The sequence below is a fragment of the Hymenobacter terrigena genome (assembly GCF_054776515.1).
Window position 1 is genome coordinate 1,165,240 of record NZ_BAAHBU010000001.1, and the last position, 25,446, is coordinate 1,190,685.

Below are 25,446 nucleotides of genomic sequence, written 5' to 3' on the forward strand. Positions count from 1 at the left end.
CTGAGCATGACGCCCCAGGATTAAAAACATGCCCCACAACCTCCCCCGCCTCGGCTTTTCCGTAGGCGACCTCGCCGGCATCGGCCCCGAAGTCATTTATAAAACCCTGCTCGATGAGCGCCTGCTGAGAATCTGCACGCCGGTCATCTACGGCACGGCGACGGCGCTGTTCGATGATTTCCCCACCCCGGCTGACACCGAGCACCTCCAGTTTCGCCAGCTGCGCGACGCCGCCGACATCGCCCCCGGCCGTCTCAACGCCGTGACCTGCTGGGACGAGGATTTCACCCTCGCACCTGGCCAGCCCTCCCCCGCCACCGGCGCGGCTGCCCGCGAGAGCCTGCTTTGGGCCGCCCGCGACCTCAAAGCCGGCAAGCTCGACGGCATCGTGACGGCCCCCATCAGCAAAGACAATACCCAGGCCGACGATTTCCGCTACCCCGGCCACACCGAGTTTCTCACCAGCTACTTCGAAGCCCCCGAGAGCCTGATGTTTCTGGTAGACGAGGATGCGGGTTTGCGCATTGCTACCGTCACCGGCCACGTGCCGCTCAAGGACGTGCCTGCCCGCCTCACCCCAGAGCTGCTGCGCACCAAAATCACGCTGCTGCTTAAGTCGCTGAAGCAGGATTTCGGCATCCTCAAGCCCCGCATTGCCGTGCTCGGCCTCAACCCCCACGCCGGCGAAAATGGCTTACTGGGCCAGGAAGAAGGCGATATCGTGACGCCCGTTATCCAGCAATTCGCGCACGATGGCCACCTCGTCGTCGGCCCCTTCCCGGCCGATGGCTACTTCGGCACCCAGCAGTTCCGGCAGTTCGATGCCACGCTCGCCCTCTACCACGACCAGGGCCTGATTCCCTTCAAGCTCATGGCCTTTGAGCGCGGCGTGAACTTCACCGCCGGCCTGCCTGTAGTCCGTACCTCGCCTGACCACGGCACTGCCTACGGGCTCGCCGGCCAGTACAAGGCCGACGAATCTTCGTTCCGGGCGGCCGTGTACCTGGCCTGCGACATCTGGAAACAGCGTTGGGAAGATGCTCAGCCGCGCTCGGCGCGGTAGCCGTACAAGGGCTTTCCCGGCACCTTGCCGCCGAGAAACTTAGCTGTTTTTTTGGCAAAAAGCCGGATTTTCACTACTTTTGCCCCCTGCTATCCAAGCGACCGTGAAAAAAGAAAGCAAATACGACCTCAATCTTGCCAAGCTGGCGCTGAAAACGCACCACTTTGAGTTCGAATTGGGTCCCGAATTCTTCGCCTTATTCGACCAGCCTTTGGTGGAGCAAGGCCACCTGCACGCCGACGTGGAGCTCATCAAAACCGAGCGGCTGATGACCCTGAACTTCCACATCACCGGCACCGTGCAGCTCACCTGCGACCGGAGCCTCGATGAGTTCGACCAGCCGCTGGATATTCACGAACAACTGCTGGTGCGCTTCGGCGACGAGGCCAAGGAGCTGGACGACAACGTGCTGCAAATCACTCCCGAAACCCAGACCCTGCCCCTCGCCCAGCACCTCTACGACTACATTGGTCTGGCCCTGCCCATGAAGAAGCTGCATCCGCGCTTCCAGGGCGAGGCCGACGACAACCCCGACGCGCCGACCAAGCTCATCTTCAGCACCCGTCCTGCCGATGATGCGCCCGACGACGACGAGCCGGCCGACCCGCGTTGGGCCGCGCTGCGCAACCTGAATTAATCCGTCAGTGCCCCGAGTCGCTCCCCACTCGACAACCGCAACTTTAACTCCCCTAATTTCAACTTAACCATGGCACATCCTAAGCGCCGCACTTCTTCCGCCGTTCGCGACAAGCGTCGTACCCACTACAAGCTAACCCCTAAGGCCGTGACCTTGTGCCCTAACACGGGCGAGCTGCACCTGCGCCACAAGGCCTACGTAGTCGACGGCGACCTGTACCACAACGGCCAGCTGGCCATCAAAAACTACGCTAAAACCAACGCTGCCCCGGCAGCCGACGTTGCCGAAGACGACGAATAGCGCGTTTGGTTGTTACTTCGCGGCACCACATGGTCCGGCTTCGCTCCTTTTTTAAGCCAGCGGGGCCGGATTTTTGGTACTTTTGATTTTCCGCTGACCTCCCTCCAAACACCTCTTTCATGAAAATAGCCCTCGACGCAATGGGCGGCGATTTCGCCCCCCAAGCCGCCGTGGCAGGTGCCCTGCTGGCCGCCGAACAGCTCGCCGGCCGGGCCACCATTGTCCTCATCGGCCAGGAAGACGCCGTGCGTCCCCTGCTCCAGGCTGCCGGCCCCGCCGGTGCCGCGCTCGAGTTCGTTCCCGCGTCGCAGGTTATCGACATGGGCGAACACCCCGCCAAAGCCTTCCAGCAGAAGCAGGACTCGAGCATTGCCGTGGGCTACAAAATGCTTCTTGCGGGCGAAGTCGATGCATTTTGCTCGGCTGGCAACACGGGCGCCATGCTCGTGGGCGCCATGCTTACGGTGAAGGCCGTGCCCGGCGTGATTCGTCCGGCCATTGCCAACTTCGTCCCCAAAATGACGGGCGAATTCGGCATCCTGCTGGATGTGGGCGCCAACGCCGAATGCAAGCCCGAAATGCTGGAGCAGTTCGGCGAGCTCGGCTTCCTGTACGCCCGCTACGTGCTGGGCATCGAGCAGCCCAAAGTGGGCCTCGTGAACCTGGGCGAAGAAGAGGGCAAGGGCACGCCCATCACCCAGGCCGCGCACCAGTTGCTGAAAGTGAACCCGCACATCAATTTCGTGGGCAATGTGGAAGGCCGCGACATGTTCAACGAGAAGGCCGACGTCATCGTGTGCGACGGCTTCACGGGCAACATCCTGCTGAAAATGGCCGAATCCATCTACGAAATGATGGAGCAAAAGCACATCCACGACCCGTTCTTCGACAAGTTCAACTACGAGGCCGTGGGCGGCTCCCCTATCCTGGGCATCAACGACAACGCCATCATCGGGCACGGGCGCAGCACGCCTTTGGCCATCGGCAACATGCTGGTGCAGGGCTTCAATATGGCCGACTCCGGGATTGTTGACCAAATTAAGGCTACATTTAAGTCCTAGCCCCGGTTCCCGGCGGTGAAAAACCTCCGGCTTCGGCCGGATTTTTTTTAGACGCTTGGGTGCTCATTGCCGGAGCGTTGGGTAGCCAAACCCGGCCGCGCCACCGTCCGAATTCCCATTTTACGCTTGCCCCGCCTACTTTTGCCCGTATGAAGATTACTGCCGCCATCACTGGTGTGGGCTCTTATGTGCCCGACTATGTGCTTACCAATGCCGAGCTTGAAAAGCTGGTGGATACCAACGATGAATGGATTATGTCGCGCACCGGCATTCGAGAGCGACGCATTCTGAAGGGCGAGAACCAGGGTACTTCGGTAATGGGCATCAAGGCGGTGCAGCAGTTGCTGGCGAAAACCGGTACCAATCCAGAGGACGTGGAGCTGCTGATTTGCGCCACTACCACGCCTGACATGCTGTTTCCGGCCACGGCCAACATCATTTCCAACGGGGTAGGGATTACCAAGGCCTTCAGCTTCGACATGAATGCGGCCTGTTCGACCTTCCTGTTTGCGCTGGCCACGGGCGCGCAATATATTCAGGCCGGCACGCACAAAAAAGTAATTGTGGTGGGCGCCGATAAGATGTCGGCCATCGTGGACTACACCGACCGCGCTAACTGCATTCTGTTTGGCGATGGCGCGGCGGCCGTGCTGCTCGAACCCAGCACTGACGGCTTTGGTATTCTCGACCAAGTGCTACGCACCGACGGCTCGGGCGAAGCCTACCTGCACCAGAAAGCCGGCGGCAGCCGCCGCCCCCCAACGCACGCCACCGTGGATGCCAAGGAGCATTACATCTACCAGGAAGGCGCCACGGTTTTCAAATTTGCCGTGAAAAGCATGGCCGACGTGGCCGCCCAGGTAATGGAGCGCAACCAGCTCAGCAAAGACGACGTGGCCTTTCTGGTGCCCCACCAGGCCAACAAGCGCATTATCGACGCCACCGCCAACCGCATGGGCGTGGGCCCGGAGAAGGTGATGCTCAACATCGACCGCTACGGCAACACCACCAACGCCACCATTCCGCTGTGCCTGGCCGACTACGAAAGCCAGCTGCGCCGCGGCGACAACCTTGTGCTGGCGGCCTTCGGCGGCGGCTTCACCTGGGGCTCCATCTACCTCAAATGGGCGTATGACGGCGACCGCGTTGCGGTTAGCTAATGGCCATTAGCTGTTAGCTTTGTCACTCCTTTGGATTTTCGGTTGTTAAATGGCTAACAGCTTATTAATAACCGCTCAAAAAAACACCCACAAAACAGGCCAATAGCTTCCGGCTATCGGCTAAAAGCTTAGAAATCATGGCATCAACCGCCGACTTCCGCAACGGGCTCGTTCTCAATTACAACAACGAGCTACACGTCATCACCGAGTTTCAGCACGTGAAGCCCGGCAAAGGCCCCGCCTTCGTGCGCACCAAGATGCGCAACATCAAAACCGGCCGCACCATCGACAACACCTTCAACGCGGGTGTGAAAGTGGAAACCGCCCGCGTAGAGCAGCGCCCGCACCAGTTCCTGTACAAGGACGACTACGGCTACACGTTCATGAACAAGGACGATTTTGAGCAGGTGGTGCTGCCCGAGGAAATGGTACCCTTTGCCGACCTGATGAAGGAAGGCCAGGACGTGACCATCCTCATGCACGCCGAAACCGAAATGCCCCTCACCGCCGAGCTGCCCACCACCGTGGACCTGGTGGTGACCTACACCGAGCCCGGCCTGCGCGGCGACACCGCCACCAACACCCTGAAGCCCGCCACCGTGGAAACCGGGGCCCGCATCCAGGTGCCGCTGTTCATTGATGTAGACACCAAAATCCGTATCAAAACCAGCGACTACAGCTACGTCGAGCGCGTAAAGTAAGGCTTAAGCCATTCGTTAATAGCTGATAGCGTGCAACCAGCCGCTTATTGAACATGTCAAACCCGCCCAAAAAGGACGCTGCAATGAAAGCCAAAGAACTCCAGGAACTGCTCGATTTTATCGCCAAATCGGGCTTGAACAAGGTCAACATTGAAACCGAGGAATTTAAAATCTCGGTGCAGCGCGACCCCAATACCAAGCACGTAACGACGATGGCAGCCCCGGTGGCCCATGCGCCCGCTCCCGTAGCCGCAGCCCCTGCACCAGTAGCCGCTCCCACCGCCCCGGCAGCTGCCGCCGCAACCGAAGCCCCTGCTGGCAACTACAAGCCGCTGAAGGCCCCCATGATTGGCACCTTCTACCGCAGCAGCGGCCCCGATGCGCCGGCTTTCGTGCAGGTGGGTGATATGGTGGAGAAAGGGCAGGTTATCTGCATCATCGAGGCGATGAAGCTGTTCAACGAGATTGAAGCCGAAGAAAGCGGCCGCATCGTGAAGGCCCTGGTAGACAATGCCACGCCGGTGGAATACGACCAGCCGCTGTTTTTGATTGAGTAGTTAATTGACATTTTCGTAGGGGCGGGGTCGTACCCGGAGGGCTTGCCCCGCCCGCCGTTCGCGCCGTACCAACGGTTGTGCAACGGCGGGCGGGGGCAAGCCCTCCGGGTACGACCCCGCCCCTACTGAACTTTTACCTCATCCCACCCCCAATGTTCAAGAAAATACTCATCGCCAACCGGGGCGAAATTGCCCTGCGCATTATCCGTACCTGCAAGGAAATGGGCATCAAAACGGTGGCCGTGTACTCAACTGCCGACCGGGAAAGCCTGCACGTGAAGTTTGCCGATGAGGCCGTATGCATCGGACCGCCCGCATCTAGGGACAGCTATCTGAGCATGCCCAACCTGATTGCGGCCTGCGAAATCACCAACGCCGACGCCATTCACCCCGGCTACGGCTTTCTCTCGGAAAACGCGGAATTCTCGCGCATTTGCGCTGAGAATGGCATCAAGTTCATCGGCGCTTCGCCCGAGATGATTAACCAGATGGGCGACAAGGCCACGGCCAAGGCAACCATGATTAAGGCCGGCGTGCCGGTGGTGCCGGGCTCGAACGGTTTGCTCGAATCGGTGGAGCAGGGCAAGAAGATTGCCAACAAAATCAAATATCCGGTCATCATCAAGGCCACGGCTGGTGGCGGCGGGCGCGGCATGCGCATCATTCATTCCGACGACGAGTTCCAGAAAGCCTGGGACGACGCGCGCACGGAATCGAAGGCGGCTTTCGGCAACGACGGCATGTACCTGGAGAAGTACGTGGTGGAGCCGCGCCACATTGAGGTGCAGATTGTGGGCGACCAGTTCGGGCACGTCTGCCACTTGTCGGAGCGCGACTGCAGCATCCAGCGCCGCCACCAGAAGCTGGTGGAAGAGGCACCGTCGCCGTTTATGACCGACGCGCTGCGTGAGAAAATGGGCAAAGCGGCTATTGCGGGCGCGGCAGCCATTGGTTACGAGGGCGTGGGCACGATTGAGTTTCTGGTGGATGCCAACCGGGATTTCTACTTCATGGAGATGAACACCCGCATCCAGGTGGAGCACCCGGTGACGGAGGAAATCATCAACTACGACCTCATCAAGGAGCAAATCAAGGTGGCGGCGGGCATCCCGATTTCGGGCAAAAACTACTTCCCGAAGATGCACGCCATGGAGTGCCGCATCAACGCCGAGGACCCGCGCAACGGCTTCCGGCCCGCGCCCGGCCGCATCACCACGCTGCACATCCCCGGCGGCCACGGCGTGCGCGTCGATACGCACGTGTATGCCGGCTACCAGATTCCGCCGAACTACGATTCGATGATTGCCAAGCTCATCACCGTGGCCCAAACCCGGGAGGAGTGCATCGTAAAAATGAAGCGCGCCCTGAGCGAGTTTGTGGTGGAAGGCGTGAAAACGACCATCCCCTTCCACCTCGCGCTGATGGATAACGAGCAGTTCCGCGAAGGGAATTTCACGACGGCTTTCCTGGAGCAGTCATTCGATTTCTCGACGATTTAGGTACTCAATTTGCAGTCTGAGTGGGCCGGCACTTCGATTGCAAATGCCGTTTCTTTGTTATTTAAAGCCCCAGCGGGGCGACACTCGCTCCAATGAGTGCCACTCCGCTGGGGCTTCGCTTTTTATATTTGGATACCATGCAATTCCTTTTCAAATCGTTTATTGCAATATCGGTAACGGCTAGTTGTATTGGCCTCACTTCCTGTGCCGATGCCTGCAATGGCAGCATCGAAACCACGGTGCTGTTTGCCAAGCCGGGGCCAAAGGGTGTGGGCCGCAACATCTACGTCGATGTGGTGAACAAACCCGACCTGGGCATCAAAAAAACGCTGCTTTACGAGGGCAAGGAATTCGGCACGTTCAATCACGTCGTCATCATCAACGACCCTACCAGCCGCTTTGCGTCGAACCGCACCATCTGCTTCTCGAAGTTCGAGAAAAACGCGGCCGAAACGGGCGGGGATTTGACGGAGGAAGGCCTGCCGGAAATTACGGTGGCGCAGTAGCAGGCGGGCAAAATTTGCAACCCCAACTCCGGGCCGGGACTCTTGCTTAGAGTTCCGGCCTTTTTTGTTGGCTTATGCGTTTTTGGCTACTCTTGGTTTACTTTTTACCGCTCTATTGCGCTGGTCAGGCGGGGCAACCTCTGGCCCAACCGGCGGCTGCCGTATCAATTCGGGATTCGTCTTATGCTGTGCATAATTTATTTCGACAACACCGGCATGAGTCGATGAAAGCAGCGTCGTTGGGTTTGGCGGGGCTGTCGGGGGCGGTGTTCGAAGTGGTAAATCATCAGCCCAAAACTGCGCTGGGTATCACGCTAGTTATGGCCTTCTTCACCACGCTTGACATTCGGCAACTGAACCGCTACAGCGAAAGCCGGGAAGGGTTGGTAGTGCGCCAATACGAGCTGGGCTGGCCACTGCCAGCGGATGTGCGGCGGCAATTAAAGCCTAAATATTTCAGAGCCATCCTGTAATGATTGGGCCAAAATTATTAAAACGCCCCCGCCGCACATTGCGCCGGGGGCGTTCGGCTTTCTGGCTACCTTTGCGGCACCAAACTCCCACCCCACCCTCACTTACCCCAAAATACCCCTCCTTACCTATGGCACGAGTGGAAATGACGATGCCCAAGATGGGCGAAAGCATCATGGAAGGCACCGTCCTGAAATGGCTCAAGCAAGTTGGCGACACAATTGAGCAGGATGAATCAGTGCTGGAAGTAGCCACCGATAAAGTTGATACCGAAGTACCGGCCATCTACGCCGGCGTGCTGACGGAAATTCTGGTGCAGGAAGGCCAGGTTGTGGCTGTAGGCGCGCCCATCGCCATCATGGAAACCGATGCGGCCGCCGCTGGCGCTGCGGCTCCGGCCAGCGCCCCGGCCGCCCCGCAGGCCGCCCCTGCGCCTTCCAGCAACGGCAGCGCCGTGCCTTACCTGCCCGAGCCGCAGGCGCCGCAGCTCGTTCACGCGGTAGCCGGGGCCGAGCATCAGCCCGGCCGCTTCCTTTCGCCGCTGGTACTCAGCATTGCCCGCGAAGAAGGCGTGAGCATGACAGACCTGGAGTACCTGCCCGGCACCGGCAAAGAAGGCCGCGTCACCAAGAAGGATATTCTCGATTACGTGGCCGCTGGCAAGCCTTCGCTGACGGCGGTGGCCGCGGCTACGGCTTCGGTGCAGGCTCCGGAAGCTACGCCGCAGCCGCAAGCTGCCCCGGCAGCTCCCGCGCCGGCGGCTCCTGCTGCGCCCGCTCCTGCTCCCTCGGCCAGCGTCAAGCCCGTGCCCAGCGTGAGCGGCGGCCAGGAGCTGATTGAGATGGACCGCATGCGCAAGATGATTGCGCAGCGCATGGTGGACTCGAAACGCATTTCGCCCCACGTCACCAGCTTCGTGGAAGCCGACGTGACCAACATCGTGAACTGGCGCAACAAGCACAAGGATGCCTATAAGAAGCGCGAGGGCGAAAACCTCACCTTTACGCCCATCTTCATTCAGGCGGTGGCCCGCGCCATCCAGGATTTTCCGCTGATTAACGTGTCGATTGATGGCGACTATATCATCAAGAAGCGCGACATCAACATCGGCGTGGCCGTGGCACTGCCCAGCGGCAACCTAATTGTGCCGGTCATCCACAACGCCGACCAGCTCAACCTCAACGGCCTGACCAAAAAGGTGAACGACCTGGCCAACCGCGCCCGCATCAACAAGCTGAAGCCCGAAGACCTCGAAGGCGGCACCTACACGCTGAGCAACGTGGGCTCGTTTGGCAACGTGATGGGTACGCCCATCATCATGCAGCCGCAAGTGGCCATCATGGCCGTGGGCGCGATTAAGAAAAAGCCGGCTGTGATTGAAACGCCGCAGGGCGACCTCATCGGCATTCGCCAGTTCATGTTCCTGAGCCACAGCTACGACCACCGCGTGGTAGACGGCTCGCTTGGCGGCATGTTCGTGCGCAAAGTGGCTGACTACCTGGAGCAGTTCGACCCGAACACGGCGATTTAATTTCGCTTTTAGCTGACAATGAGTAGAACGTCATGCTGAGCGCAGTCGACGCATTTCTTCCGCAATACTGAATCCAATTTAAAGGATTACTACTGCGGAAGAAATGCGTCGACTGCGCTCAGCATGACGTTCTTCTTTTCTCTATTTAACGCATGAAAAACATTATTTTCCTTGGGGCGCTGGTGCTGGCGCTGGGCCTTATCGGCTACTTATACCAGCAGCTCGATGCGACCGAAAAGGCCCTAAAACTATCGGAGCAGCGCTTTGCGGATTGTCAGAAAGTGACTTTTCAGCTTCAGAACCAGCTGGCGCCGTTGCAGAAAAAGCAGCCGGGCGGCATCCCGCAGTAGCGGACGGGCGCTGCCGTGGAATGTCGCCAGGTGCGGTAACCCAGTTCCGGCACGCGCATCCGGTCAGGCGTGGCCAAAAGCATTCCGTCATTACATACCGGGACGGTAATGGTTGCCGCAGACAAATGGCGCATGGGCTATTCGGCCACAAGCAACCTTCGTAAATTCACCGGGCACGACAGCACGCTGCTTGCTGAGTGGCAGGCGAAGTAAGCAAAAAGCTGCTTCCGATTGGGAAAGCAGCTTTTCAACGTTGCGAGGGGCAGAGGCGCCGGGCTATTCTTTCAGCAGCGGGATGGTTTGGCTTGCGGCCGCCGAAGTCTGGATGCGGAGCAGGTAATAGCCGGCGGGCAGCGTACTCACGTCAACTTGCAAAGCGCCGACGGGGCAGGAAAGCAGCTGTCGTCCTTGCACGTCTTGCACGCTGACGGTGGCCTGGGCCGGCAGGCCAGTCAGGTGCACTACGCCGCTGGCGGGGTTGGGATAAGCCCGCCCAACGTGCAAAGCGGTTCCCGGTGTTACGGCCAGGGCCGGGCCCAGTATCCGATGGTAGACCAAGGCGGTGTTGCTGGTGGCGGTGCCATCACCCTGCGCCAACTCGTCGTTAGCTCCCGTGGTGTAGACCGCGCTACCACCCACCGCTACCCCAAAATCAAACCCTGACGTGGCTACCTGCGTCCAGTTGCTGTGGTTAGTGGCTTCGCGGGTGGGCACCAGCACATCGGTTGTTCTGCTGAGGTTGAGGCCCATATAGCCACGGCCCCACACCCAGAGCGTGCCATCGGAGCGGAGCGCGGAGCAGCTTTCGTAGCTGGTGCTCAGCTGGGTCCAACGCGAACCGGCGGCCGCGGCCGCAGGCGCATTCACAGCGGTAGGCGTGTATTGCAGGTTGGAAGTGAAGGTGCCGTTGCCAAACTCGCCATGCAGGTTGCGGCCCCAGGCCCAGAGCGTACCGTCGGAGCGAAGGCCCAAGGAGTGAAACCCGAAGCCAGCAACCTGAGTCCAAGTGGTGCCAGCTGCGGCGCCCGGAGGCGTAAGCACCGGCACAGGCACACGTTGGCTGCTGTTTGTGCCATCACCAAGCCGGGCACCGTCGTTGTTTCCCCAGGCCCAGAGCGAGCCATCCGAGCGCAGCCCAAACGTGAAGTAAGAGCACGGCACTACGCTGGTCCAGGTGGTGCCGGCAGCGGCACCAGTAGGCTCGGGCACCCGCATGGGCACCAAGCGAGCCGTGCGGGTGCCGTCGCCTACTTCTCCTTCAGAATTTTCGCCCCAAATCCACCAGCTTCCGTCGGAGCGCTGCGCCACGGCAGAGAAATTGCAGGCCAAAACCCGGGTCCAGCGCGAGCCAGCAGTGGCCGTGGCTGGGGTTTGCACCGCCACCGGCACCGGCTGGTCGGCAGTGGTGCCGCTGCCGTTGCCCAGCACCCCGCCATAGGCATTGCCCCAGCCCCAAAGTGTGCCGTCGGAGCGCAGGCCCAGGGAGAATGTGGCGCCGGCCGCCACCTGAGTCCAGGTAGAACCGGGGGCGGTCCCGGCGGGGGGCGTCACCTGCACTGGCAGGCCGCGGTCGGTGGTGGTGCCGTCGCCCAGCTTGCCGTTGCTGTTGTTGCCCCAGCTCCAAAGGGTGCCATTGGCCTGCAAGGCCAACGCGTGTCGCTCGCCGGCCGCAACCTGGGTGAAAGCCGCGCTTTGGGCATTGGCGGCCCCCACTCCCATCGCGCCGCCCAATGCAATACCGCAGCATAACCGCTTAAACAGACTGAATAGCTGTTTTTTCATAGCAAAAAAGATTATTAGAATGATTTTATGGATTGCTCCGCAAAGTAATCCGGGTGGTGGAGCGCGGCAAGCCCAATCAGGCAACCCCCTTAAAAAGTAGATGAACTGCAATAGGAGTCGACCGCCGCTGCGCTGAAACAAAAAAGCCGCCTCCTTCCGGAAGCGGCTCCTGCGCCTGATGCGTAACGCCTTTTAGCAAGTACGCGTCAGTCAATCCTTATAAAGCAGCCAGGCTTTGCGCCAGCGCGGCGATTTTCGCCTCCGCGTCGGCCAACTTCTGGCGCTCCTTTTCCAGCACTTCGGGCTTGGCATTCTGCGCGAATTTCTCGTTGCCGAGCTTCTTCTGCACCGATTCGCGGAAACCCTGGGCGTATTCCAGTTCTTTTTCGAGGCGGGCGCGCTCAGCAGCCATATCAATGTGGCCTTCGAGGGGGATGAAAAACTCGCTGCCGCCCAGCACAAAGCTCACCGACGCAGCGGGTCCGGCATCAGCAAAGCTCACTTCCGAAATGCTGCCCAGCTTGCGGATAATGCCTTCGTAGTCAGTTACGAGTTGCGGCTCGTCGGTTTTGGCCACGAGCGTCAGCGGCTTGTTGGGGCCGAGGTTTTTCTGGTTGCGCACGGTGCGGATGCCCGCCACGATGGCCAGCGCCTTGTCCATGTTGGCCAGGGTTTCGGCGCTGTTGGCGGGGGCGGTGGCGCGGGGCCAGGACGCCACGGTCACGTAGTCGCGGGGGCCGCGCTCGGCCAGCTCGTGCCACAGCTCTTCGGTGATGAAGGGCATGAACGGGTGCAGGAGCTTGAGCAGCGTTTCGAGGTAGGCGGTGGTGTGGCGCAGGCTTTCGGCGTCGATGGGGTGCTGGTAGGCCGGCTTTACCATCTCCAGGTACTGGGCGCAGAAATCGTCCCACACCAGCTTGTAGATGGTCATCAGCGCATCCGACATGCGGAATTTCTCGAAATGGTCGTCCATCTCCACGATGGCAGCCTGCAGCCGGGCGTTGAACCAGGTCACGGCCTTCTCATTCACGAAAGGCAGCGCGGCATCGGCCTCCCAGCCTTTTACGAGGCGGAAGGCGTTCCAGAGCTTGTTGGAGAAGTTGCGGCCCTGCTCCACCAGCTTGATATCGAACAACAGGTCGTTGCCGGCCGGGGCCGAGAACAGCATGCCGGTCCGCACGCCGTCGGCCCCGTACTGGGCAATGAGGTCGAGCGGGTCGGGCGAGTTGCCGAGCTGCTTGCTCATTTTGCGGCCCTGCGCGTCGCGCACAATGCCGGTGAGGTACACGTTTTTGAAGGGCACTTCCTGGCGGTATTCCAAACCGGCCATAATCATGCGGGCCACCCAGAAGAACAGAATGTCCGGCCCAGTTACCAGGTCGTTGGTCGGGTAGAAATAGTTGATGTCGGCGTTGTCGGGGTCTTTGAAGCCGTCGAACACGGAAATCGGCCACAGCCACGATGAGAACCAAGTGTCAAGCACGTCCTCGTCCTGACGCAGGTCGGACAGCTGCAAATCGGCTTTGCCGGATTGGGCAATGGCTTGCTGCAAGGCATCCTCGGCCGTGAGGGCTACCACGAACGTGCCATCGGGCAGGTAGTAAGCCGGAATCTGCTGGCCCCACCAGAGTTGGCGCGAGATGCACCAGTCGCGCACGTTTTCCATCCAGGCCCGGTACATGTTCTTGAACTTGGGCGGGTGCAGCTTCACGGTGTCGTTTTCGACCACATCGAGGGCCGGCTTGGCCATCTGCTCCATCTTCATGAACCATTGCAGGCTGAGCTTGGGCTCAATCACGGCCTTGGTGCGCTCCGAGGTCTGCACGATGCTGGCGTACTCGTCAATCTTCTCTAGCAACCCGGCTTCCTGCAAATCCTTGGCAATCTGCTTGCGCACGGCAAACCGGTCCTGCCCCACGTAGAGCACCGCCTTCTCGTTCAGCGTGCCGTTGTCGGCCAGAATGTCAATAACGGGCAGGTTATGCTTCACGCCCAGCTCGTAGTCGTTCAGGTCGTGGGCGGGTGTCACTTTTAGCGCGCCCGTGCCGAAATCCATCGATACGTACTCGTCAAAAATAACCGGGATTTCGCGGCCCAGCAGCGGGACGCGCACTTTCTGACCAGCCAAGTGAGCGTAGCGCGGGTCGTTGGGGTTCACGGCCACGGCCACGTCGGCCATGATGGTTTCGGGGCGCGACGTGGCGACGGTCAAAAACTGGCCTTCCTGCCCCACCACGGTGTATTTCAGGTAGTACATTTTGGCCTGCACGTCCTTGGCAATCACCTCCTCGTCGGAGATGGCGGTGCGGCCTTCGGGGTCCCAGTTCACCATGCGCACGCCGCGGTAAATCAGGCCTTTATTATACAGGTCCACGAATACGCGGAGCACGGCATTGGTCAGGTCAGGTTCCATGGTGAAGCGCGTGCGGTCCCAGTCGCAGGAAGCGCCGAGCTGCTTGAGCTGCTCCAGAATGATGCCACCGTATTTGTCCTTCCACTCGAAGGCATGGCGGAGGAATTGCTCGCGGGTGAGGTCCGTTTTGCTGATGCCCTGCTCCTTGAGTTGGGCCACCACTTTAGCCTCGGTGGCGATGCTGGCATGGTCGGTGCCGGGCACCCAGCAGGCTTCCTTGCCCTGCATGCGGGCGCGGCGCACCAGCACGTCCTGAATCGTATTGTTGAGCATGTGCCCCATGTGGAGCACGCCCGTCACGTTCGGCGGCGGGATGACGACGGTGTAGGGCTTCTTTTTAGGGTTGGGTTTGGCTTTAAAAAAGCCCTGCTCCTGCCAGCGTTGGTACCATTTGGCTTCAACGTCGGTGGGCGAATAGGTGGTGGCGAGCGACATGGGGAATTGTGCAAGTAGCAGAAGCGACAAAAATAGGCATTAGAACTGCGGCATAATGCAGCGTTCGGCCCAACTGCGGCCCACCATCCAGGGGCCCCGCCACATTTCATAGAAAATTCACGAATGATAGCCCATTAGCGCTGCTTCTGCCAGCTACGTTCTAACCTTGCCAAAGGCCATTCATCTACGGTAGAGCAATACTGAATTTCAATAACATCTTAAATAATTAATATTAAAATAGTTTTAAAAGACCACTAATTAAGCCCAATAAATGCCCGTCTTTTTGAAAGATGCCGACTGAATTCGGCACTTAAAGTTTAATCCACTCTTTGTACCTTCCGAAAGATTCCCGCTGCTTCATCTTAACGATTAATGGCTTTACTCTTTTCTTTTCGCAAAGCTGCGCCGCCGGTCACGGCATTGCCCGAGGTGCCGGCCCCGATTGGCACGTTGCGCATTGGCCTCGGACAGCTTTTGGTAGAAGGAGGCGAACCTGCCCGCAATCTCGCCCGGGCCGTAGAGCAGATTGCGGAGGCCGCCGCCCAAAATTGCGAATTGGTTCTGCTGCCAGAAACGTTGGATTTTGCCTGGACGCACCCCAGCGCCCTCTACGAGGCTCAGCCCATTCCGGGCTTATATAGCAATATGCTGTGCGAGGCGGCGGCCCGCCACCAGGTTTACGTGTGCGCCGGCCTCACCGAGCGGGCGACCGATGGACGCAACTTTAACGCCGCCATTCTCATCGACCCCCAGGGCGACATCATTGTTAAATACCACAAGATCAATCTATTGGATGTGGAGCAGCCTTACTACGCTGTGGGGCAGACGCTGAATGTGGTGGACACGCCACTGGGCAAAATCGGGGTGAATATCTGCGCCGATAATTACCTTGACGGCCTGCCCATTGGCCACACCCTGGCACGCATGGGGGCCGAATTCATCATCGCGCCGGCCTCGTGGACCGTAGACTACTCCATCACCGAGGAGCACGACCCCTACCAGGAAAAATGGGTAAAGCCCTTTTCCATCCTTGCCAAGCTTTATAACGTAGTGGTGGTCAGCGTAACATCCGTCGGCTACATAGTGGGCGGACCGTATGAGGGCAAAAAAAGCGTGGGCTGCTCTCTTGCCGTTGATGCCCACGGCGTGCGCGCGCAGGGGGCGTTCAATGAGTTTGCCGGGCAGTTGGTAGTGGCCGACCTGGCCCGGCCACATCGCCCCGAGCGCGGCACCGACATTGGCGTCATGCTCCAGCGCAAAGGCTACCGCTTCGACCAACTGCCTTAACAAATTCTCTACTTTTCCATCCCTGCGCTTCCACTTTACTTCCTACCCCTTTGTTGCCCACCGCCCTACCTCTGCTGCCCACCCAGGTTTTTTTATGCAGCCCCTTCATTTTCACCGCCCTTGCTAACTCAACTACTTCCTCACAATCACCTGACCACAACCGATTCAGCGACTGATTATCAGCGCTGCGTCCGGTGTGTAATGGATACCACCGCGCCGGGCATTACCTTCGATTCGGAGGGCACCTGCTCCTTTTGTGAAGTCCATGACCGCATGGAGAAGGCCTTCCCCCTCGGCGAAGCCGGCCGCGAAACCGTGCGTCGGCTGGCCGAGGAGATGCGCCAAGCCGGCCGCAACCGCCGCTACGATTGCGTGGTGGGCGTGAGCGGCGGCCGCGACAGCACCTACACGCTCTGGTACTGCGTCACCCAGCTCAAGCTGCGCCCGCTGGCGGTGCACTTCAACGACGGCTTCGGCAATCCCGTGGCCGGTGAGAACATGGTGCGCACCTGCCAGCGCCTGGGCGTGGAGCTACGCACCATCACGTCGGACTGGCGCGAGTCGAAAGACCTGAAAATTGCCTTTTTGAAAGCATCTGTGCCCGATATGGAAGAAGGCACCGACCTAGGCATTGCCACGGCCCTGTACGGCGTGGCGGCCAAGGAGGGCATCCGGCACGTGATTATCGGCCAGTCGTTTCGTACCGAAGGCATTGCCCCGCTCAGCTGGAATTTTCTGGATGGCCGCTACCTGCGGGCCGTGCACAAGCAGTTTGGCACGGTGCCGCTGCGGCGCTGGCAGCCCGCCGACCCGGGTTTCAATCTGGGCATCAAAGAGATGTTTTACTACGCCTTTGTGCGGCGCATCAAAACCGTGACGTTGCTCTATCACCTCGATTACGTGCGGACAGAGGTTGATGAGCTGCTGGTACGCGAACTGGGTTGGAAGAGCCCCGGCGCGCATTATTCCGACGACCTGTATCAGAGTTTGATTTACTACCTCAACCGCGTCAAGTTCAACATCGACCGGCGGCTGTTCAACTATTCGGCGCTGGTGCGCTCGGGCCAGATGAGCCGCGAATATGCCCTCGAACGCATTTCCCACATCAACTCTATTGAGGACGAAACCGTTATTCAGCTCTGCATCAAGCGCCTGGGGCTGACGCGGGCTGAGTTCGATGCCATTGTGGCCGCTCCGCCCAAAACCTTCCACGACTACCCCAACAACTACGCGCTGCTCCAGCTGCTGCGCGGCCCCATCAAGCTCATGAGTCGCTTGAATCTGATTCCCGAATCGGCTTACGATAAATACTTTAACTGCGGTACCTAAGCCGTGAGTTCAAAAAGAGAGGCCGCTTCCTGCATCGGAAGCGGCCTCTCTTTTTGAGCAAAAATGCTGACAGTTGCGTTAGGCGGCAATGTGCAGCCAGTCTTTCTTTTCGAGGAGGCGCTCGCGGGTTTCGCGGTAGTCGGGGTCGTCTACGCAGCAATCGACGGGGCACACGGCGGCGCACTGCGGCTCCTCGTGGAAGCCCACGCACTCGGTGCATTTATCCGATACGATGTAGTAGTACTCGTCCGAAACCGGCGTTTGGGGGGCCGTGCCGGATACCACGGTGCCATCGGCGGCGGCTACTTCCTTTAGGGAGGTGCCATCGGCCCAGCGCCACTGCGCACCGCCTTCGTAAATAGCGTTGTTGGGGCATTCCGGCTCGCAGGCACCACAGTTGATGCACTCGTCGGTTATCATGATGGCCATGGGGCGTCGGGGTTCGGAGGGTGAAGTGAGGAAACCAAAGCAGAACGAGGGAGCTTTACGTAAAACGTCCGCCCCGCGCCGTTCTTTGGGCCTGCAAAATTAACCAACAACGGTTGGGTTTGCACAGTTTAAGCCAATTTTGCCGGGTAATCTTCCGTGCGGCTCCTTTTGGTTGCCCGCGCCCTCCCCTTTTCTCATGAATCATTCCGAACGCTTAGCTGCTTTTGTGGCCCTCGGCCAGCGCCTCACCACCCTCACCACTGATGAACTGACCGCCCTGGCAGCCCGCGCCCGCAACCAAAACGCCTGGTTCGACCTGCCCAACGTGACAGCCGCCGTGGCCGGCATCGCGCACCTGCTGGCCGAAGAGCCGCTGCGCCACTGGGCCGCCCGCTACCCCGCCGAGCCTACCACCGTGCGCCAGGTGGGCGTGGTGATGGCCGGCAACATTCCCATGGTCGGTTTCCACGACCTGCTGTGCGTGCTGCTCAGCGGCCACGTGCTGCTGACCAAGCCCAGCGCCGACGACACCGTGCTGATGCTCTGGCTAATGGAACAGCTGACAAGCATCGAGCCGCGCTTTGCCGACTTTATCAAGGTGCTGCCGCGCCTGAACGCGGCCGATGCCTTCATCGCCACCGGCTCGGATAACACGGCCCGCTATTTCGAATTTTACTTTGGCCAGCGGCCCCACCTCATCCGCCGCAACCGCACCAGCGTGGCCGTGCTCACGGGCCAGGAAACCGCCGCGGAGCTGGCCCTGCTGGGGCCTGACATTTTCCAATACTACGGCCTGGGGTGCCGCAACATAAGCAAGCTATTCGTGCCCGAAGGCTACGACTTTGTGCCCCTGCTTAACGCCCTGCAAGGCTTCGAGGGGGTGCTTAACCACCACAAATACAACAACAACTACGACTACAACAAGAGCATTCTGCTGGTGAATGCCGTGCCGCACTACGACACCGGCTTCCTGCTGCTCACGCGCGGCGCGGCGCTGGTGTCGCCCATTTCGGTGGTGCATTATACCGAGTACGCCAGCGAGGTTGACCTGGTGGACCAGCTCACCGACGTGGCGGCCCAGACGCAGTGCGTGGTATCAGCCAGCGGGCGGTTTGCCGGCAGTGTGCCATTTGGCAAAGCCCAGGCCCCGGGCGTGGATGAGTACGCCGACCGCGTGGACACGATGGAGTTTCTGGCGCAGCTGCCCTAGAAAATTTCATCTAAAAATCAGACGTCGACGGGTAAATTATCGTTTGGATAGACCAACGGAAGCGCTTTGTTTCCGGCTCCTCCACCCACCCGATTTTTAATTACCGCCATGTCTTTTACCTATTCCGCTGATACTGTAGAAATTGTTGAGAAGGAAGAAATAGCCAACATGCAATTCGGCCAGTCCGATGTGCTCACCAACGAAGCCGACCGCCAACGCCGCCGCGCCGATGCCGACCGCGCCGTGACCCTGGGCAATGCTTACCATGGCAAACTCGACATCTATTTCCAGACGGCCGACGGCGCTACCAAACGCGTGGCTACCACCATCTGGGCTGCCGATGCGGAGCATCTCACGCTTAAATCGGGCGCATCGCTGCCGCTACGCGCCGTGCTCGGGTTCGATTTTTATTAGCCTTCGTACTTTACCAAAGCAAAAACGGTCATGCTGTGCACAGCATGACCGTTTTTGCTTTGGCAAGGCTAGTTCGCGCCCCTATTTAGCGACCAAATGCTGGAGCGTGCGCTCAATCATGGCATCGACTACGGCCCCGGCATTCTCGGCAAATTCGCCGGTGGCGCGGTTGGCCACGATGGCGTTCAGCGACAATACTTCGTGGCCCAGCAGGCGGCCCAGGGAGTAATAGCCGGCCGTCTCCATCTCAAAATTGCTGAGGCGGAACTCGCCTTCGCCGCTCTGGTGGCGGAAATTCTGGAGGCGGGAAATGTAGTCCACTTGGCGTAGCGGCAGGCGCAGGCTGCGGCCCTGCGGCCCGTAGAAACCGGGACAGGTGAGGGTGTTGCCCATGGTCATACCAGCGCCCAACTGCTCGCGCAGCAGGTCGGAGCCGCGCACCACGTAGGGCGTAAAGGACAGCCCCAGCGAGCGTTGCAGCTCGGTAGCCACTTCGGTTTCGAGGCCGGTTTCCATCAGCGGGTAGAACTGCATGAGGCTGTCGAGGCCCACGGCGTGCTCAGTGGCCAGCATCGCGCCGATGGGCACGTCGGCCTGCAGGCTGCCGCTGGTACCCAGTCGGATGATGCGCAGGCTCATGCGCTCCTCCTCGGGGCGCACTTCACGAGCCATAAAATCAATGTTGACCAGCGCGTCGAGCTCGTTCATCACGATGTCGATGTTATCGGTGCCCATGCCGGTGCTGAGCACGGTGAGGCGCTTGCCGCGGTAATAGCCCACGTGCGTCACGAATTCGCGGTGGGTGGTTTCAAACTCAACGGAATCGAAATGCCGGCTGACCTGGGCCACCCGCGCCGGGTCGCCCACGGTGAGGATGGTGTCGGAAATGTGGTCGGGCAGCAGGTTGAGGTGGTAAATGCTGCCGTCGGGGTTGAGGATGAGTTCGGAGTTGGGAATTGACATCGTAGTCGGTATTGAGTAGTCAGAAATCAGACAGCGAAATAATCGGCAATAAAGGACAACTGACCGTAAATACCGCCTACTGGCTACTTAATCCGACTACTAAGATTTAGGCTTTGTAGGACGCCAGGCCCTGGGCCGGGTTGTAGTGGTTGCTGAGCTTGGGGTAGGTGCCGGTGCCGTCGTAGGCGCGCTTGTCGGGGTGGGCGGCGCAGGCCTCGGAGCAAGCTCCTTGTAGGGCTTCGCCGCAGCTTTCGCAGAGGGGCAGGTGGGCGTTGCAGTGCGGGTTGGCGCAGTTGATGAGGCGGGCGCTGGGCTGCTGGCAGTGGTGGCAGCGCGATATCACAGTAGGATTCACGCGGTTCACGTCCACGGCCACGCGGTTGTCGAACACGTAGCACTGGCCGTCAAAATCTTCGCCCCCGGCCTCGATGCCGTACTTGATGATGCCGCCGTGCAGCTGGTATACGTTTTCGAACCCCTGCTCCAGGAGGTAAGCGCTGGCTTTTTCGCACTTCACGCCACCGGTGCAGTAGGTCAGGATTTTCTTGTCCTTGAATTCCTTGAGGCGCTCCACACGGTCGGGGAAGTCGCGGAAGTTCTCAATATCCAGCGTCACGGCGTTTTTGAAGCGGCCGAGGTTGTACTCGTAGTCCGAGCGCACGTCGACCACCACCACATCGTCGCGGTCTTTCAATGCTTTGAACTCGGCGGGCGAGAGGTGCTGGCCGGTTTTCTCGTGGGGCCGCACGTGGTGCAGGCTGCTGTGCACGATTTCGGACTTCACCCGCACGTGCAGCTTCTGGAAGGTGTGGGCCTCCACCTCGTCCACTTTGAACTCCAGCGCGGCGAAGCGCGGGTCGGCTTTCACGGCGGCCATGTAGGCGGCGCAGCTTTCGCGCGTGCCCGATACCGTGCCGTTCAGCCCCTCGGCCGCCACGATAATACGGCCGCGCAAATCCAGCGCCAGACACAGGCGGTGGTGCTCGTCGCGGAACTGCTCAGGGTTTTCGAGCGGTGTATAGCAGTAATAAAGAAGAACCTGATACATTCTAAAAGTTTTGAGTTCTGAGTTTTGAATGTTGAGTGCTGTCCACAATTTATTTGGTTCGGAACACTGCATCAACTCAAAATTCAACATTCAACATTCAACCCTTTCTAAACTTTTACCGCCGGGTTGCCGAATACCGTCTGGCCGTTCGGCACGTCGGCCACTACCACCGAGCCGGCCCCGATGCGGGCTTTGTCACCGATTTTCACGCCGGCAACCACCACTGCGCCGGCCCCGATGAAGGCTTGCTCCCCTACTTGGGTATCGGCTCCGAGCAGAGCACCACTGCCCAATTGGGCGTAATTGCCCACGGTGGCACGGGCTTCGACTACGGCGTTGGCGCCCACCAAACAACCATCGCCGAGGGTGGCGGTGGCGGCTACCACGGCATTGGGACCGATGTAGTTGCCGTGGCCCAGGGTTGCGTGGTTCGAAACGCTGGCCCGCTCGTGGATGGCGTTTACGGGCACGACTTCGTACTCGGTGCGCAGCATCTGGGTGAGGCTGCGGCGGCTGGCGGTGTCTTCGGTGGCCACGAATACTTCGCACTTCTTGCCGAGGAGTTTCAGCAGTTCGCCGTCGTCGGTGTTGCCCATCACGGGCACATCGAGTAGCTCGGTGCCTTGCAGCTTCTTGTCGTCGTCGAGCAGGCAGTACACCACCACGTCGTTGGAAAGAAATGCGTCGAGGGCGGCGGTGCCCACGGTTTGGGCACCAAGAATGATAACGGGGTTTTCCATGGAGGGAATTCGAATGAGAGAGGCCCGGGCAGTCGGCCGCAAATCGCGCCGCGGCCCGGCCAGGCGGTGCAAAGGTACGGCACGCGCCGCAGGAGCCGTTTTGGAATGGCGTGAGGGCGGGATAGAGGTTATTTATCCCGAAAGCCGAGCCGTCTCAACGCCGCCGCCGCGTAGTCGTTTTGCAGCAGCAGCAGCACCAGATATGGCATCAGGTCGCTCCGGTAGCGGTGCAGCGAGCCCAGGTTGGGCGTGGTCAGCCCCATCAAAGCAGCTAGTACCAAACAGAAAATCACCAGCCCGAGCCCCAGTATGAATTGCAGGTGGCCCGCCCGGCCTCGCACCGCGCCCACCACGGCTACTATTAGCAGAACCAGCAAGAGCAGGTTTTCAGCCCCCGCGGCAGCCAACCTTAACTCGCGAGCCTCGCCCAGGAAAGGGCGTGTAAGGGTATTGGCCACCGCCAATGGGGCGTAGCTCAGTACACTTTCCAGCGTGGGGCGCAAATCGGGGTACTCGAAATGCGGCCGGCCTGCCAGGTTGGGCAGGTCGGAAGTGTACACGCGCACCACCTGGTTGGTGAATTTATTCACGCTGAATGCTACGCTCACCTGCTGGGCCAGCCACAAGCCGGAGCCCATCACCGCCAGCAGCGCCAGGGCCTGCGCCCAGCGGGACCGCGCTAGTCCGCGTAATTGCAGCCCGCGCACCAGCGCGATGCCCACTAGTATGGCCAATAAAGGCGCGGCAAAAAAGTAGCGCATTTTGAAGTGGACATAGGCCAATACCAACACCGTCAGCCACCAACCGGCCCGATGCCACCAAACGTGGGACCACTGGTTCCTGGGCTCTGCGTATAGCCGTTCCAGCACCAGGGCCGTCAGCCAGGCTCCGCTGCCGACCAGCAAGGATTCTTTGCTCAGCCCCGTGGCCCAGAACCACACCGACGGCCAAAGCAGAAACCCTACCGCCCCCGCTCCGGCCGGTGTGGCCGGAAAAACGCGGGCTAGCACGCAGACGAGTTGCCAGCATCCTACAAAGGCGAAAAGACTCAGGTACAAGCCATTCAACCAACCGATTCCGCCCGAGGCCAGATTCAGAAAAGCCAATACTTTGATAAAAAACCAAGTATTGGAGAGCCCCTGAAAAACGGCTGTATAATACTTAAAATGAATGAGCGTGACGGCTTGGGTAAGCGTCTGCCAAGCCTGGGTCGGGTGCTTCCATAGCTGCTCCGTAATGGGCTGGCTCAGGTCACTCATGAACTTGGCATCGAGCTGCAAATGCCAGTTTCGGAACAGGCCCACGGCTACGCGCACGCTCAGGCTAGTCACCAAAGTGGCCCGCCACCAGCCCGCCGGTGCTTCGCGCCACTGCCGCCGCAGCCACGGCACCAGCCCGGCCAGCAGGGCCGAATTAAGAAAAATGGCCAGTGCTATTTTCACCGGGCTACGCGGGGTTGTTGCACCAGCCGGCTGCCGATGGCGCAGTGCAGGCAGCGGCGCGGGGCGCAATAATTCTTGTACAGCGCTAGCAGCCCCTGCGAGTCGGCCGCCGTGCGGTGCGTGAAACTCAGGGCCTCGTACACGTCGGTGTACTGGTTGTGCTCGGCAGGCAGTTCGCTCAGTAGGGCCACGCTGCTTTCCACTAGTGCGGGCTGGCCCACGTGCCGGGCGTAGGCCACGCGCAACGGCACCACCACGTTGGTGATGAGCAGGTCGATGCTGCTTTTGCCGAGGCTTGGCACCTTGCCCGGCCGCCCGGGACGGAAGTGCGCCCGCCAATACGCCGGCGCGGGGGCCTGGAAAAACTCCGTCAGTACGGCCACGCTTTGGGCCGTGAGCAAGGCATCGAACAACGCCGGCCGGGCGTGTAGCAGGCCCGTCAGCTGGCCCAGCCGCACCGGCGGAAAATTGGCCGGCCGTAGGCGCAGGTAGTTCCACTCGTGCACGGCCAGCGCGGTATCCGCCAGGTTGTATTTGTGCCGCAGAAACTCGTATTCCTGCCTCAAATCCCGGATGTATTCATCGGCGACAGTTTCCTCATTTTCAGCCAGAAATCCGGCATGTCCAAACAGCAAAGCTTCGAGTTGGCGCTGGTCGTGGCGGTGGCGACGCAGCACGGTCAGCGGCAGGGCTTTGGCCAGGCGCGCCAGCGGCTCGCTGTTTTTCTGGAAGCCGAAAGCGGCCATGAGCGCGTGGTAGGCGGTGGCTTCCCAGTCCTGGCCGAGGTGCTGATGCAGGGCCATCACGTCGTCGGCCTTGCGCTCCACGCGCTCCAGCAGCGCCCGCTCGGCCATCATCGTGCGGGTGATTTCGGGCACCAAGTCCAGGAGCGGCGCGCAGGGCAAGGGCGCGGCGGTCGGTGCTTCTACCAAGGCTTGGTAGCGGGCCAGCAGTTCGGGGGCAAGGCGGGTTTGCAGGGCCAGCGCGGGAATCAGGCTGCCGTTGGTGCGGGCCACGTCGGCATCGTGCTGCCCCACGACGTGTAGAATCACCTGGTCGTACTTGGGGTCGGTTTGGTGCTGGTGGCGGGTCCAGTCAGAGGCGCGAAGGTGGATTTCCACGGCCCCGTTCCACTCTACTTCGCCCACGCGCAGGCGGGCGTTCAGGAAATCGGGACCAGCGTCGGCGTTGCGGTGGCCGGGCTTTAGTACCTGGATTTCCTCGCCCTCGGCCGTGCGCAGGTCGGTTTTATCAAAATACTGGTGCTGCCAGACGTAATGGTAGAAATCTTCGCGCATGGGGCAAATGTAAAACGGCCCGCCTCTTTCGAAGCGGGCCGTTTCTCAAATCACGTTATTTATGAAACCTAGCGCAGGTCCACCACCTTCACGCCTTTATACTTGGCCTTGTCGAAGGCAAACGTACTGGCATCGGTAGGCGGGTTGGGCTTGAAGTTCTTGATGAGGAAAGTATACTGGTTGCCGTTTTTCTTAAACATCTGCCAGCTTTTCACCGAGGCATCCTTCTTACGCACCTTCAGCCGCACCTTAAACACGTCATTCTGGCGGTTTTCGGGGGCCAGCTCGATTACATCGAGCGGCTCGCCACTCTCGGTTACCTGCTGCACGTAGGTGTATTTGTAGCCCTTTTTATACATGGTATAAATCTGGGAGGGCGACATTTCCTGCGAATCCGGGTCCGAATCCGAGATGTTCACCTCGTTTTCGTTCTTCAGGTATGTCCAAGTGGTTTTGCCATCGTTGATGACTTCCTGACCGCTGATTTTGAGACGAAACTTCTGGCCGCTCACCACAATGTCGCCGTTGATGTTCTGCTTCACCTTGGCGCTGGGGTTTTCCAGCGTTTGGGTAAAAGTAGCCTGGAAGGCTTTCAGCGCTTGGTACTTGGCGCTCATCTGGTCGAGGATTTTACCAGCTTTAGGGTCCTGCTGGGCGGCGGCGGGCAAGGCCAGCGAAACTGCGAGCAGCAGGAAGGAAATTGATTTTTTCATTAGAAAAAGTGAGTTCAAAAGGCGCTTGTTCAGGGCTTGGAAAGCCTGATACGGATTTTGTTTAACAAACGTCCGGCCAAAGTGCCAATGAGGTGTCGATGAAGATA

At 59.8% G+C, this 25,446-nt stretch carries 25 protein-coding genes; 16 read left to right on the top strand and 9 right to left on the bottom strand.

Going from position 1 to position 25,446, the window contains the following annotated elements:
• The first annotated feature begins 28 nt into the window (after positions 1-28).
• The 12 genes from pdxA to ACYU7Q_RS04775 all read left to right on the top strand — a co-directional run bounded on the left by pdxA (position 29) and on the right by ACYU7Q_RS04775 (position 9,836).
• Positions 29-1,063, top strand: coding sequence for a PdxA family dehydrogenase (gene pdxA / locus ACYU7Q_RS04720; RefSeq protein ID WP_460608280.1), 1,035 nt, complete (start codon positions 29-31; stop codon positions 1,061-1,063).
• Positions 1,064-1,166: 103 nt separating this feature from the next.
• A complete protein-coding gene (locus tag ACYU7Q_RS04725; protein ID WP_460608281.1) occupies positions 1,167-1,700 on the top strand; it encodes a YceD family protein in 534 nt (177 codons plus the stop codon).
• A 69-nt stretch (positions 1,701-1,769) separates the two neighbouring features.
• A complete protein-coding gene (rpmF, locus tag ACYU7Q_RS04730; RefSeq protein WP_241934098.1) occupies positions 1,770-2,000 on the top strand; it encodes a 50S ribosomal protein L32 in 231 nt (76 codons plus the stop codon).
• Positions 2,001-2,119: 119 nt separating this feature from the next.
• Entirely contained in the window at positions 2,120-3,061 is a 942-nt protein-coding gene (plsX, locus tag ACYU7Q_RS04735; protein ID WP_460608282.1) for a phosphate acyltransferase, read from the top strand.
• A 149-nt stretch (positions 3,062-3,210) separates the two neighbouring features.
• Positions 3,211-4,221 carry a beta-ketoacyl-ACP synthase III gene (locus ACYU7Q_RS04740; protein WP_460608283.1) on the top strand — a complete coding sequence of 337 codons (1,011 nt, stop codon included), beginning with the start codon at positions 3,211-3,213 and terminating at the stop codon, positions 4,219-4,221.
• 137 nt (positions 4,222-4,358) lie between these two features.
• A complete protein-coding gene (efp, locus tag ACYU7Q_RS04745; RefSeq protein ID WP_243512832.1) occupies positions 4,359-4,922 on the top strand; it encodes an elongation factor P in 564 nt (187 codons plus the stop codon).
• An 83-nt stretch (positions 4,923-5,005) separates the two neighbouring features.
• Positions 5,006-5,479: an acetyl-CoA carboxylase biotin carboxyl carrier protein gene (gene accB / locus ACYU7Q_RS04750; protein WP_460608284.1), complete on the top strand. Its 474-nt coding sequence runs from the start codon at positions 5,006-5,008 to the stop codon at positions 5,477-5,479.
• 152 nt (positions 5,480-5,631) lie between these two features.
• Positions 5,632-6,978 (top strand): acetyl-CoA carboxylase biotin carboxylase subunit, encoded by a 1,347-nt coding sequence (gene accC / locus ACYU7Q_RS04755; RefSeq protein ID WP_460608285.1) that lies wholly within the window; start codon positions 5,632-5,634, stop codon positions 6,976-6,978.
• Positions 6,979-7,115: 137 nt separating this feature from the next.
• Positions 7,116-7,484: a hypothetical protein gene (locus tag ACYU7Q_RS04760; protein ID WP_460608286.1), complete on the top strand. Its 369-nt coding sequence runs from the start codon at positions 7,116-7,118 to the stop codon at positions 7,482-7,484.
• Between the two features lie 74 nt (positions 7,485-7,558).
• Positions 7,559-7,957 carry a hypothetical protein gene (locus tag ACYU7Q_RS04765; protein WP_460608287.1) on the top strand — a complete coding sequence of 133 codons (399 nt, stop codon included), beginning with the start codon at positions 7,559-7,561 and terminating at the stop codon, positions 7,955-7,957.
• A 128-nt stretch (positions 7,958-8,085) separates the two neighbouring features.
• Entirely contained in the window at positions 8,086-9,486 is a 1,401-nt protein-coding gene (locus ACYU7Q_RS04770) for a dihydrolipoamide acetyltransferase family protein (protein ID WP_460608288.1), read from the top strand.
• Between the two features lie 152 nt (positions 9,487-9,638).
• Positions 9,639-9,836, top strand: coding sequence for a hypothetical protein (locus ACYU7Q_RS04775; RefSeq protein WP_460608289.1), 198 nt, complete (start codon positions 9,639-9,641; stop codon positions 9,834-9,836).
• A 276-nt stretch (positions 9,837-10,112) separates the two neighbouring features.
• Here ACYU7Q_RS04775 and ACYU7Q_RS04780 read toward each other — a convergent pair whose 3' ends face one another.
• Positions 10,113-11,618: an RCC1 domain-containing protein gene (locus ACYU7Q_RS04780; protein ID WP_460608290.1), complete on the bottom strand. Its 1,506-nt coding sequence runs from the start codon at positions 11,616-11,618 to the stop codon at positions 10,113-10,115.
• A gap of 217 nt (positions 11,619-11,835) precedes the next feature.
• A complete protein-coding gene (locus ACYU7Q_RS04785) occupies positions 11,836-14,466 on the bottom strand; it encodes a valine--tRNA ligase (RefSeq protein ID WP_460608291.1) in 2,631 nt (876 codons plus the stop codon).
• Positions 14,467-14,838: 372 nt separating this feature from the next.
• On the opposite strand from ACYU7Q_RS04785, the gene ACYU7Q_RS04790 reads away from it, so the two are divergent.
• Both ACYU7Q_RS04790 and ACYU7Q_RS04795 read left to right on the top strand, forming a co-directional pair.
• On the top strand, positions 14,839-15,753 hold the full coding sequence (locus tag ACYU7Q_RS04790; protein ID WP_460608292.1) for a carbon-nitrogen hydrolase family protein: 915 nt from the start codon (positions 14,839-14,841) through the stop codon (positions 15,751-15,753).
• Between the two features lie 120 nt (positions 15,754-15,873).
• A complete protein-coding gene (locus ACYU7Q_RS04795; protein ID WP_460608293.1) occupies positions 15,874-17,082 on the top strand; it encodes an N-acetyl sugar amidotransferase in 1,209 nt (402 codons plus the stop codon).
• 78 nt (positions 17,083-17,160) lie between these two features.
• Here ACYU7Q_RS04795 and ACYU7Q_RS04800 read toward each other — a convergent pair whose 3' ends face one another.
• Complete coding sequence (locus ACYU7Q_RS04800; RefSeq protein WP_460608294.1) at positions 17,161-17,511, bottom strand: 4Fe-4S dicluster domain-containing protein; 351 nt, start codon at positions 17,509-17,511, stop codon at positions 17,161-17,163.
• 196 nt (positions 17,512-17,707) lie between these two features.
• Between ACYU7Q_RS04800 and ACYU7Q_RS04805 the strand changes: the two genes are divergently transcribed.
• Both ACYU7Q_RS04805 and ACYU7Q_RS04810 read left to right on the top strand, forming a co-directional pair.
• Positions 17,708-18,721, top strand: a complete 1,014-nt coding sequence (locus tag ACYU7Q_RS04805; RefSeq protein ID WP_460608295.1) for an acyl-CoA reductase — start codon at positions 17,708-17,710, stop codon at positions 18,719-18,721.
• Between the two features lie 108 nt (positions 18,722-18,829).
• Positions 18,830-19,135, top strand: coding sequence for a hypothetical protein (locus ACYU7Q_RS04810; protein WP_460608296.1), 306 nt, complete (start codon positions 18,830-18,832; stop codon positions 19,133-19,135).
• A gap of 81 nt (positions 19,136-19,216) precedes the next feature.
• On the opposite strand, the gene ACYU7Q_RS04815 is transcribed toward ACYU7Q_RS04810, so the two are convergent.
• The 6 genes from ACYU7Q_RS04815 to ACYU7Q_RS04840 all read right to left on the bottom strand — a co-directional run bounded on the left by ACYU7Q_RS04815 (position 19,217) and on the right by ACYU7Q_RS04840 (position 25,339).
• Positions 19,217-20,098 carry a nucleoside phosphorylase gene (locus ACYU7Q_RS04815; RefSeq protein ID WP_460608297.1) on the bottom strand — a complete coding sequence of 294 codons (882 nt, stop codon included), beginning with the start codon at positions 20,096-20,098 and terminating at the stop codon, positions 19,217-19,219.
• Between the two features lie 106 nt (positions 20,099-20,204).
• Complete coding sequence (gene trhO, locus ACYU7Q_RS04820) at positions 20,205-21,146, bottom strand: rhodanese-related sulfurtransferase (RefSeq protein WP_460608298.1); 942 nt, start codon at positions 21,144-21,146, stop codon at positions 20,205-20,207.
• Positions 21,147-21,253: 107 nt separating this feature from the next.
• On the bottom strand, positions 21,254-21,886 hold the full coding sequence (locus tag ACYU7Q_RS04825) for a NeuD/PglB/VioB family sugar acetyltransferase (protein ID WP_460608299.1): 633 nt from the start codon (positions 21,884-21,886) through the stop codon (positions 21,254-21,256).
• 128 nt (positions 21,887-22,014) lie between these two features.
• The gene (locus tag ACYU7Q_RS04830; protein WP_460608300.1) at positions 22,015-23,328 is read right to left on the bottom strand and encodes a hypothetical protein; all 1,314 of its coding nucleotides are present in this window, start codon (positions 23,326-23,328) and stop codon (positions 22,015-22,017) included.
• Positions 23,325-24,626 carry a DUF2851 family protein gene (locus ACYU7Q_RS04835; RefSeq protein WP_460608301.1) on the bottom strand — a complete coding sequence of 434 codons (1,302 nt, stop codon included), beginning with the start codon at positions 24,624-24,626 and terminating at the stop codon, positions 23,325-23,327. The genes ACYU7Q_RS04830 and ACYU7Q_RS04835 overlap by 4 nt, the downstream gene beginning before the upstream one ends.
• 68 nt (positions 24,627-24,694) lie before the next feature.
• Positions 24,695-25,339, bottom strand: a complete 645-nt coding sequence (locus tag ACYU7Q_RS04840; RefSeq protein ID WP_460608302.1) for a LolA family protein — start codon at positions 25,337-25,339, stop codon at positions 24,695-24,697.
• Positions 25,340-25,446 lie beyond the last annotated feature (107 nt).